Source organism: Protofrankia sp. CiP1_Cm_nod1 (assembly GCF_920888515.1).
In the GTDB taxonomy this organism is placed as follows: Bacteria; Actinomycetota; Actinomycetes; order Frankiales; family Frankiaceae; genus Protofrankia.
On record NZ_CAKKTM010000479.1, the window covers coordinates 1 to 9,320 of the forward strand.

The 9,320-nt window shown below is 71.6% G+C and carries 8 protein-coding genes and 1 pseudogene; 4 read left to right on the forward strand and 5 right to left on the reverse strand.

Features of this window, described 5'->3' with window-relative positions; translation table 11 throughout:
• Positions 1–617 precede the first annotated feature (617 nt).
• The 5 genes from NBX02_RS22760 to rpmH form a co-directional block, all read right to left on the reverse strand.
• Complete coding sequence (locus NBX02_RS22760; RefSeq protein ID WP_250286090.1) at positions 618–1,229, reverse strand: R3H domain-containing nucleic acid-binding protein; 612 nt, start codon at positions 1,227–1,229, stop codon at positions 618–620.
• Positions 1,230–1,337: 108 nt separating this feature from the next.
• Positions 1,338–2,705, reverse strand: coding sequence for a membrane protein insertase YidC (gene yidC, locus NBX02_RS22765; RefSeq protein ID WP_250286091.1), 1,368 nt, complete (start codon positions 2,703–2,705; stop codon positions 1,338–1,340).
• Positions 2,706–2,717: 12 nt separating this feature from the next.
• The gene (yidD, locus tag NBX02_RS22770) at positions 2,718–3,242 is read right to left on the reverse strand and encodes a membrane protein insertion efficiency factor YidD (protein WP_250286092.1); all 525 of its coding nucleotides are present in this window, start codon (positions 3,240–3,242) and stop codon (positions 2,718–2,720) included.
• Complete coding sequence (gene rnpA, locus NBX02_RS22775) at positions 3,239–3,724, reverse strand: ribonuclease P protein component (RefSeq protein WP_250286093.1); 486 nt, start codon at positions 3,722–3,724, stop codon at positions 3,239–3,241. Before rnpA ends, yidD begins: the two co-directional genes overlap by 4 nt.
• 31 nt (positions 3,725–3,755) lie before the next feature.
• Positions 3,756–3,893: a 50S ribosomal protein L34 gene (gene rpmH, locus NBX02_RS22780; RefSeq protein ID WP_013871596.1), complete on the reverse strand. Its 138-nt coding sequence runs from the start codon at positions 3,891–3,893 to the stop codon at positions 3,756–3,758.
• 337 nt (positions 3,894–4,230) lie between these two features.
• Between rpmH and dnaA the strand changes: the two genes are divergently transcribed.
• From dnaA to NBX02_RS22800, 4 genes and pseudogenes are all read left to right on the forward strand, one after another.
• Positions 4,231–5,742 (forward strand): chromosomal replication initiator protein DnaA, encoded by a 1,512-nt coding sequence (gene dnaA / locus NBX02_RS22785; protein ID WP_250286094.1) that lies wholly within the window; start codon positions 4,231–4,233, stop codon positions 5,740–5,742.
• 845 nt (positions 5,743–6,587) lie between these two features.
• A complete protein-coding gene (dnaN, locus tag NBX02_RS22790; protein WP_250286095.1) occupies positions 6,588–7,745 on the forward strand; it encodes a DNA polymerase III subunit beta in 1,158 nt (385 codons plus the stop codon).
• Between the two features lies 1 nt (position 7,746).
• On the forward strand, positions 7,747–9,132 hold the full coding sequence (locus NBX02_RS22795) for a DNA replication/repair protein RecF (protein WP_250286096.1): 1,386 nt from the start codon (positions 7,747–7,749) through the stop codon (positions 9,130–9,132).
• Positions 9,122–9,320 (forward strand): annotated as a pseudogene (locus NBX02_RS22800) (hypothetical protein); the annotation flags it as partial. The gene NBX02_RS22795 and the pseudogene NBX02_RS22800, both read left to right, overlap by 11 nt.

Here is a 9,320-nt window from a genome sequence, read left to right on the forward strand (position 1 = left end):
GGCGCGGCGGGCGCGGCGGGCGCGGAAGCCTATCCTTCCGGGACCACACCCATCACCGCCCGTACCGCCGCCCGGCGACACGCACTCCGAACAAAACCGCCCGGGACCCGGCTCCTACCTCCACCCGGGCGACCACCCATCCCGCCCTGCCCGCCGTCGCACAACCGAATCATGAAAGCGAGGGAACAAGTGGTTGCTGGAGCAGCCACTTCCGTACTCGTTCTTTTGGTTACGGAGCTGCCCGGCCGGTGTGCTGGCTGTCCCGGCATGGTCTGGAGGCGCCGGGTGCCAGCTTGTGGGTGTGGGCGCCCGCGCCCACACCGCCGCGATCCCCTGTAATCCCCCGGTGCCCGGCGGGGCCAGCCGGCGGACACCACGATCCGTCCCAGCCCCCGGAGATTCCGTACCTCGACCCGCCGGTTCCCGCGTCTGGACGAGGAACCGGTGGACGCGGGCACCGGCCCTCAGCCCCATGCCTCGCGACGGCTCTGAGCTCGCCGTCCTGCGTCCGCCGATCCTCTTCCTAGCCCCCCCGTGTGGCTGCCCCGCGCGTGGAAGGGCCGGATGCCGGCCCGCGGGAAGGGGCGTTCAGCACACCTTCACCGGCTGGCGGGGTGTCAGCTCGCGGGGAGGACGACCACGCGGCGCTGGGGCTCCTCGCCCTCGGACTCGCTGACGACGCCGTCGATCGTCGCGATCAGGTCGTGGACGACCTTGCGCTCGAACGGCGTCATCGGCTTGAGCTTCTCCGGCTGGGCCCCCGCCTTCACCCGCTCGGCGACCGCCGTGGCCAGGTCGCGCAGCTCCGCCCGCCGCTGCGCGCGGTGCCCGCCCACGTCGAGCATGAGCCGGCTGCGCACACCGGTCTTCTGGAGCACCGCCAGCCGGGTGAGCTCCTGGAGCGCTTCGAGCGTCTCCCCCCGGCTGCCTACCAGCAGGTCGAGCCCGTCCCCGACGACGGCGACCACGGCTCGCTCCCCCTCGACGTCCAGGTCGAGGTCGCCGTCCAGGTCGACGATGTCGAGCAGCGCCTCCAGGTAGTCGGCGGCGATCTCCCCCTCCTGCTCCAGGTCGGCGATCCGTTGCCGGCTGCTCGCCGTCGTCGGGGCGGGGCCGTCCTGTCCGTCGGGAGGCGCCGGGCGGGAGGTGGCCGGTGCGGACAGGTCGTCGGCCTGTCCGACTCCGCTGACCGTGGTGTCGGCGGCCAGGTCAGATGCGGAACCGGTCATCAGAGCAGCTCCTTACACGGGTGGACGTCTGCGGGTCACGGGCCGGGCGGGCCCGGCGCCGATTCCCGACGGGAATAGTCGCCGCGGGGATGGTCACCGCGGGGATGGTCACCGTCGGCCTCCGGGACGGCCGCCCTTGCCGCGTCGCTTGGCGGGCCGGGAACCACCGGTGTGCCGGCGGACGCCCGCAGCGGCATGGGGCTTCCCCGCCCGGGGCTGGGCGTCGTCGCCGGCCGGGGTATGCCTGTCCGGAGTGGACCCGTTCTGCGACGGCTGCGGTACCACATCGTCGGCGTCTGCCGCGTCGGACACCTTCGACGGGCGCGCGGGCTGCTTCGGCTGGGCCGGCTGCTTCGGCTGGGCCGGCTGTGCCGGCTGCGAGGACTGCGAGGACTGCGAGGTGTTGCCGCGAGGAGAGCGGGTTCCAGGCGGAGCCTTGCGTACGGCCTTGTCGGCGTTCAGCGTCTTGCCGGCTCCGGGCTCGGCCTGATCGGCACCGCCCGGCGTCCTGTCGGCCGGCGCGGCGGTCGAGCCCGCGGCCGCACCCGGCCGGTTCCTGGCCCTGGTGGGCCGGGCGCCCGGCGCGGGGCGGGCCACCGTCGGCTGCGACGCCGCGCCCTTCGTCCCGGTCGTGTTCTTCGCCCCGGCCGCCGGCCGGGTGGTCGGTACCTGCCCACCGGCGCCCTGCAGGGCCGGCGGCGGCATCTTTTTGATCACGAAGAACTGCTGGCCCATGCTCCACAGGTTGGTGGTCAGCCAGTACAGCAGGACGGCGATCGGGAACTGGAAGCCGAACACCGCGAGCATGATCGGGGAGCCGTAGAGCAGGACCTTCTGCACGATCGCCTGCTGCGGGTCGACCGACCCGGTCCGCGCCATGATCTGCCGCTGGGTAAGGAACGTCGTCGTACCCATCAGGACGATCAGCACGACCGCGAAAATCTTGACGTTCGTCCCGTCCGCCCGGACGAAGTCCAGGAACTTCGACGACGAGGTGAACGAGGCGGACAGCGAGACGCCGAGCAGCTTGGCCTCGGCGATCTGCTGCACCTGGTGCGCGGACAGCCCGACCCGGGGGGCCCAGTCCAGCACGCCACCGGGCCGGTCGACCGGTCGCAGGTGGCTGAAGACGTGGAACAGCGCGATGAACAGGGGGATCTGGAGCAGGATCGGCAGACAGCCGAGCAGCGGGTTGCCGTGTTCCTTCTGCAACTCCATGATCTTGGAATTCATCTGCTGCCGGTCATGGCCGTACTTGTCCCGGATCTCCTTGATCTTCGGCTGCATCAGCTGCATCGTCCGCTGGGCCTTCACCTGCTTGACGAACAGCGGGAAGATCATGATCCGGACGCAGATCACCAGCAGGACGACCGACAGCGCCCACGCGAAGAAGCTGTCCCGGCCGAAGATCGGCCCGAAGCCCCCGTGAAAGAAGACGATCGCGTTCGCCGCGAGATGGTAGAGGGGATCCAGCACTGGTTCGTCTCCTTAGACCCTCGTGCCACAGCGGGACGCGGCCGGTTCGGGCGAGTTCGGGTGCGGGTCCAGCCGCTGCCGCGCACCCACGGCCACGGTCACGGTCACGGTCTGGGCGGTCCGCTCACCAGCGGGGGCACCGCGTTCACCGGCTGGCCCGCCGAAGCGTCCGGGACGGCCTGGCGGGGCGCCGGCACGCGCCGGCACCGGGTCGTAGCCACCGGCCGACAGCGGCTGGCAGCGCAGCAGCCGGCAGACCGCCAGCAGACCGCCCCGGACCCCGCCGTAACGGCGCACCGCCTCCAGCCCGTACGCGCTGCAGGACGGCTCGAAGCGGCAGAGCCCCGCGCTGCGTGGGGACCAGACGGCCCGGTAGAAAGAGATCATCGCACGCAGCGCCCAGGCGAGCGGGCCGCGCACCGTGCCGTCCCGGCCGCGGGACATCCGGGGCGCGAGCCGCCCGGCCAGGCGGGTGGCGACGAGCAGGTCGATCACAATGACCAGGCCCACGGCCAGCGCAACGCCACCGCGGCTCATCGTGCCTGCCGGTCCGCGCCGCCAGCGGTGCCGGTGGGCCTCGTGACCGTCCCGGTCGCGGCTGTCCCGCCTGTCTCGGCTGTGGCGGAAGAGATCGGGGTGATCGGGGTGGCTGGGACGAGGCGGCCGCGCAGGCCCCGGTCGAGCGCCCGTCCCAGTTCGTCCGAGGACGCGGTGGCGCTCTCCGGTAAGGCCCGCACGATCATGAGCGTCCCGGCGGGCATCCGGTCGAGGCGGGCACGGACCTGTTCCCGCAGGCGTCTGCGGACGCGGTTGCGCACGACCGCGTTCCCCACCTTGCGCCCCACGACGAAACCGACCCGTGGCGGAGGTGCGGCGACCGGTTCCGGACCGCCGTCCACAGCGTGGTTGTCCACGATGAGGCCGTGGATGACCAGTGGGCCACTGCGGCTGCGACGGCCGGCGCCACTGACCGAGGCATGCTCGGCCCTGGTCCGGACACGGTTCCGAACGGGCAGCATGACGCGAGAAGGACCGGGGCGCGGGTGGATCTCAGGCGGACAGCTCGCTGCGGCCCTTGCGGCGACGGGCCGAGAGCACGGCGCGACCGGCACGGGTCCGCATCCGGAGCCGGAAACCATGCGTCTTGGCACGCCGGCGGTTGTTCGGCTGGAAGGTGCGCTTGCTCACAGAGGACTCCGGACGCCAGACGGGCAAAGGACAACGATAGCCACGGAAACGGTACAGAACACGGTGGGGACACCCACCCGAGAGCGCACTGTCGCCGCAACCCGACGCCTGAGACTATCAAGCCCGGCCGTGCCGGGGCGGGCCGGCAGTAGGCCGGCGGGTGTCGGCCGGCCGCGTGGGCACGTCAGGTGGGGGCGGCGCGGAACCGGCTTCGCCGGTGCGGTGTCATGGTCGTACACAGCTTGTGGACGACCATGTGGAGAACTGCCCTGGCCAGGGCGGCCACGGGCGTCCGGCTCAAGCCCACCCGCCCGACGTCTTCGGAGGAGCCCGCCTCGTGACAGACCTTAGCGCCGACCCCTCCGCCGGCATGTCAGGCAGGGTGCCTGTCGAGGAACCGGACCTGTCCGCCGTGTGGAAACAGGCCGTCGCCGGGGTCGCGGACGGCACCCTGTCCGCCCAGCAGCGGGCGTGGCTGCGCCTGACCCGTCCGCTCGGCCTCGTCCAGGACACCGCGCTGCTCGCAGCCCCGAACGAATTCACCAAGGACCTGCTCGACTCCCGCCTCCGACCGTTTCTGTCCACAGCTTTGTCCACAGCCTATGGACGAGAGATCCGGGTGGCGGTCACCGTCGAGCACCTGCCCGACCCGGAGCCGATGACCGGGCCGATCCAGCTGCCGCTGCCGGTCTCCCCCGTGCCTGCCACATCCGCCGTGTCCGCCGTGTCCGGGGCATCCGGGGCGTCCGCGGCGGACACAGCCAGGATCACCCCGGGCCTCGGGCGCGACCCGGCGCCCCGATCCTACGAGCCGACCCGGCTGAACCCACGGTACGTGTTCGAGACGTTCGTCATCGGTGATAGTAACCGATTCCCGCACGCGGCTGCGGTGGCCGTCGCCGAGGCGCCGGCGAAGGCGTACAACCCGCTGTTCATCTACGGCGACTCCGGGCTCGGCAAGACCCACCTGCTGCACGCGATCGGTCATTACACGCTGAAGCTGTATCCCGACTCGCGGGTGAAGTACGTCAGCTCGGAGGAGTTCACCAACGACTTCATCAACTCGATCCGGGACGACCGGCAGCAGGCGTTCCAACGCCGCTACCGGGACACCGACGTGCTCCTGGTCGACGACATCCAGTTCCTGGAGAACAAGGAGCGCACCCAGGAGGAGTTCTTCCACACCTTCAACGTGCTGCACGACACCGAGAAGCAGATCGTCATCTCCTCCGACCGCTCCCCCAAGCAGCTCTCGGCGCTGGAGGACCGGCTGCGCAGCCGGTTCGAATGGGGCCTGATCACCGACGTCACCCCGCCCGACCTGGAGACCAGGATCGCGATCCTGTCGAAGAAGGCCGCCACCGAGCGGCTGCCGGTCCCCGGCGACGTGCTGGAGTACATCGCCACCCACATCGAGCGCAACATCCGGGAGCTCGAGGGCGCGCTGATCCGGGTGGCGGCGTTCGCGAGCCTGAACAAGTCGCATGTCGACCGGACGCTGGCCGAGATCGTCCTGCGGGACCTGATCCCGGACGCGGCCGACCCGGAGATCACCGCTGCCGCGATCATGAACGCGACCGCGACCTACTTCGGCGTGACCATGGAGGACCTGTGCGGCACGTCGCGCAGCCGGGTGCTGGTCACCGCCCGGCAGATCGCCATGTACCTGTGCCGGGAGCTGACCGACCTGTCACTGCCGAAGATCGGCCAGCACTTCGGCGGCCGGGACCACACCACGGTGATGCACGCCGACCGCAAGATCCGGGGACTGATGGCCGAACGCCGGGCGATCTACAACCAGGTCACCGAACTGACCAACCGCATCCGGGCGCAGACCCGGCAGGCCTGACCCGCCCGGCGGACACAGCTCGCCCGACAGGCCCGACGGGTACGCCTGGCCCGACAGGCATGACCCAGGCGGGACAGGGGGAGGGACTACCCCCAGTAGCCGGATCCACGCCGTTGTCCCTGTGGAGTCTTGTGCACAGCTTGTGGAAAACCCTGTGGAATCTGGGGACGAAAGCTCCGCGGCGGCCTGTGCGTAACCGGGGACAGGCTGTGCGGAAGCTGTGCACAGCCGGGGGACAGACTGCGAACAACCGGGGACGAGCGGGGGACAACCAGGCCGGCGGTGGATATCCACCGGAGTTGGGCACAGCGGCATCCACACGATCTGCACCCCCTCTCAAGCCCCTGAGCTGCGAAAACGCAAGTTATCCCCAGTATCCACCGGCCCTACTAACACGACGGACTAGATCTTTCTCTAATGAACAAACCTCAGACGAAGTTGGGCCTGGGGACAACCTCGCATGATCGTCCGCGCGTCGCCTCCGGACCGCCGTCCGGGGACTCGTCAGAGCTCGTCACTCACAGCGGGCCACCGTGGCGATCCCACCCCCGTGCCGGGCCGTGTGCCGGCCCCCGCTGTGAGCCGCCGGCCGAAGCCTGCGATGCTGGAACGCCGTACCGGATGCGGCATGGTGGCCTGACAGCGGTCCAACAGTGGGCCGACAACGGTTCAACAGTGGCTCGACATGGCTCGACGAGGACAGGCAGCGGCACGACAGCGGTCGGACCTGCGAACGTGTTCGTCGGGCCACCGGCAGCATCCGGCGGGGACCTGCACCTGTCAGCGCGCAGCCGGCATGACAGGTCGGCGTGGTCACGAGAACGAACGGTTCAGAAGGGCGAATCATGAAGTTCCGGGTTGAACGGGACGACTTCACCGATGCCGTGGCGTGGACGGCACGCACGCTGCCGACCCGGGCGACCTCCCAGCTTCAGGTCCTCGCCGGCCTCATGCTGGACGCCACCGGGCCGTCGCTGACGGTCGCGGCCTTCGACTACGAGGTCGCCGCCCAGTCCGGCGTGAACGCGACGATCGAGCAGGAGGGCCGGGCCCTGGTCTCCGGCAAGCTGCTCGCCGAGATCACCAGGGCGCTGCCGTCCGCGCCGGTCGATCTGTACACCGACGGCGCGCGGGTGGTCCTCACCTGCGGCAACGCGCGTTTCACCCTGCCGACCATGTCGGTGGACGACTACCCGGCGCTGCCACCGATGCCGGCGGTCACCGGCCACATCGAGGGCGCGGCGTTCGCCGGGGCCGTCTCCCAGGTCGCCGTCGCCGCGGGCAAGGACGACACCCTGCCCGTCCTCACCGGCGTGCGGATCGAGATCGACGGCGATGCCCTCACCCTGGCCGCTACCGACCGTTACCGGCTGGCGGTCCGGAAGCTGAAGTGGCGCCCGGCGTCCGAGACGGCCGACGGCGTGGCCATGGTGCCGGCGCGCACGCTGAGCGAGACGGCGAAGTCCCTGTCCGGGGGTGGGGTGGAGGTCGCGATCTCCCTTGGCTCGGGTCCCTCCGGGGAGGCGCTGGCCGGGTTCGCCGGTGCCGGCCGCCAGACCACCACCCGTCTGGTGGACGGCTCGTTCCCGCCCTACCAGCGGCTGCTGCCCGACAGCTCGCCGCTGACCGCCCAGCTCGAGATCGCCCCGTTCGCCGAGGCCGTCAAGCGTGTCGCGCTGGTCGCCGCCCGTACCGCCCCGGTCCAGCTGAGCTTCGCCGACGACCAACTGGTCCTGGAGGCCGGGGCCGGCGGTGAGGCCCAGGCCCAGGAGACGCTGCCGGTCGGCTACGGCGGGCCGCCGTTGTCGATCGCCTTCAACCCGGCGTACCTGCTCGACGGCCTGGGTGCGCTGGAGTCCGACGTCGTCCATATCGGGTTCGCCAGCGCCGACGACGCGGACGAGGCGTCCAAGAAGCCCGCCATCCTCACCGGCAAGGCGCCCGACGACGGCGAGGTCCCGGACTACCGGTACCTGCTCATGCCGATCCGGCTGTCCGGGTGACGTGCGTCTCACCCATCTGTCGCTGGTGGACTTCCGGTCCTATCCGGCACTGGATCTGCTGCTCGAACCCGGGGTGAACACGTTCGTCGGCTCCAACGGGCAGGGCAAGACCAACCTGCTGGAGGCCGTCGGCTACCTGGCGACGCTCGGCAGCCACCGGGTGGCCTCGGATGCCCCGCTGGTCCGCGAGGGCGCCGCGAGCGCCGCGGTGCGGGCCCGGATCGCGCGGGACGACCGCGCCGCCCTGGTCGAGATCGAGATCATTCCGGGCCGGGCGAACCGGGCCCGGCTCAACCGGGCACCCCTCGCCCGCTCCCACGACGTCCTCGGCCTGCTGGTCATGGTGTTCTTCGCGCCTGAGGACCTAGCCCTGGTCAAGGGGGATCCGGCCGGGCGCCGGCGGTTCCTCGACGATCTGCTGGTGGCCCGCGCCCCCCGGCTCGCCGGTGTGCTCGCCGACTACGACAAGGTCCTGCGCCAGCGGTCGACGCTGTTGCGGGCGGCCGGGGCGGCGCGGCGCTCCGGCCGCGCCGGTGACCTGCGCACCCTGGACGCGTGGGACTCCCACCTGGTCCGGCACGGCTGCGAGCTGCTGGCCGCGCGGCTGGCGCTGGTCGAACAGCTGCGCCCCCGGGTGGCGACCGCCTACCGCGCGGTCGCGGCCCAGCCTGCCACCCGGCCGCCGGCCGGGCCGCCCGGATCACCCGGGTCAGCTGGACCAGGCGTGCCGGCTGGAGCGGACGCACCGGGTGCGCCGGACACACCGCCCGGATCGGTTGCCACGGCTGCCACGGCTGCCACAGCTGATGCGGCCAGTGCGGCCGACGCGGCTGGTACGGCGGCACCGGCCGGCGAGCGGGAGCTGACCGCTGTGGAGTACCGCTCGAGCGTGGTCGCGCGCCTGGCCCAGCGGGCCGGCGGCCCGGTGCCCGGCCAGACAGACGGCCACACGGGCAGCCAGGCGGATGGCCAGCCGGTTCCCGACCGGGCGGTCCTGGCGGAGGCGATGCTCGCCGAGCTCGCCACCGTCCGGCAGCAGGAGATCGAACGCGGGGTGACCCTGGTCGGCCCGCACCGCGACGAGCTGCTGCTGTCGATCAATGGGCGGCCGGCGCGCGGCTATGCCAGCCACGGCGAGTCGTGGTCGCTGGCCCTCGCGCTCAAGCTCGCGTCCTTCGAGCTGCTCCAGGACGATCAGCGCGAACCGGTCCTGCTGCTGGACGACGTGTTCGCCGAGCTCGACGCGAACCGTCGGGACCGGCTGGCGGAGCTGATCCGTTCGGCCGAGCAGGTGCTGGTGACCGCCGCGGTCGAGGCGGACGTGCCCGCCGTCCTGGCCGGGACACGGTTCACAGTGGCGGATGGGAAGGTCAGCCGTGTCGCATGACCCGCATACCCCGGATACCCCGGACGGCGAGAGTGATGTCACTCGAAGTAGCGAGCGTGAGGGCGGGGGCGAGAACGGGGACGGGCTCGGCGAGCGGCCCGCGCGCGGGGCCGATCTCGCCCGTCTCGTCCTGGCTCGGGCGAAGGAGGACGCGCGGGCACGGGCGCTGGCGGCCGGCCGTGCCGGCG